Origin of the sequence: Alkalithermobacter paradoxus, assembly GCA_002029295.1 — a bacterium.
GTDB lineage: Bacteria > Bacillota > Clostridia > Peptostreptococcales > Peptostreptococcaceae > Alkalithermobacter > Alkalithermobacter paradoxus.
Genome location: MZGW01000025.1, coordinates 1 through 1,136, shown reverse-complemented (window position 1 = coordinate 1,136; position 1,136 = coordinate 1). Strand labels below are relative to the sequence as shown.

The 1,136-nt window shown below is 33.3% G+C and carries 1 protein-coding gene; it reads left to right on the top strand.

All coding sequences use genetic code 11. The features are described from left to right. Positions 1-1,050: protein adenylyltransferase SelO (locus tag CLOTH_RS10390; RefSeq protein ID WP_079413710.1), on the top strand; the 1,050-nt coding region annotated here is incomplete at its 5' end. Positions 1,051-1,136: the final 86 nt, after the last annotated feature.

Genomic DNA, 1,136 nt, shown 5'->3' with positions numbered 1-1,136 from the left:
ATAAGTGAAGCGATGCACGCACTTGGTATTCCTACAACTCGAAGTTTAGCTGTAGTTACAACTGGAGAAACAATAATTAGACAAACTAAGCAAATGGGTGCAGTTTTAACTAGAGTGGCTTCAAGTCATATTCGTGTTGGGACATTTCAGTACGTGTCAAGATGGGCAAGTATTGATGAACTTAAAATTCTAGCAGATTATACACTTAAAAGGCATTTTAAAGATAGTATATTAGACAATAATCCATATATTTCACTACTTAAAGGAGTCATTAAAAAACAAGCAAGTTTAATAGCTAAATGGCAGTTAGTTGGCTTTATACATGGAGTTATGAATACTGATAATATAAGTATTAGTGGAGAAACAATAGATTATGGGCCTTGTGCATTTATGGATACTTATAATCCGCAAACAGTATTTAGCTCTATTGACACTAAAGGACGTTATGCATATATAAATCAGCCACGCATTGCAGCATGGAATCTAGCAAGATTTGCTGAAAGCTTATTGCCGTTACTTGATGATAGAGAAGATCATGCCATAAAGCTAGCTGAAGATGAGATTTCAAACTTTACTAGATTATACAAATATAACTGGATTACTGGTATGAGAGCAAAACTTGGAATATTTAATGAAGAATTAGAAGATGAATCTTTAATAGAAAATCTTTTAAATATAATGCAAAAGTATAATGCAGATTACACAAATACGTTTATTTCATTAACTTTTGATAAGATTGAAGAATCGCCTATGTTTAAAAGCACAGAATTTGTCGATTGGTATAAATTATGGCAGGCTAGGCTAGGTAGACAAGAACAGTCAAAAGACTTATCTCATCAGTTGATGAAAGATAACAATCCTGCTGTAATACCTAGAAATCATAGGGTAGAACAGGCACTAGAAGCTGCTGTAAAGCATGGAGATTATAGTGTTATGGAAAGATTTCTTGATGTTCTTAAAACTCCATACGCACACTCTCAAGAGCAAATTGAATACTCAAATCCACCTGGGCCATCAGCTTGTACTTATAGAACATTCTGTGGCACATAATATAATTTTAGACAAGGAAAAATCCTTGTCTATCTTAACACATAACTATAATTTTGTATGGTACTGTTTGAGCTGGTATACTCTTT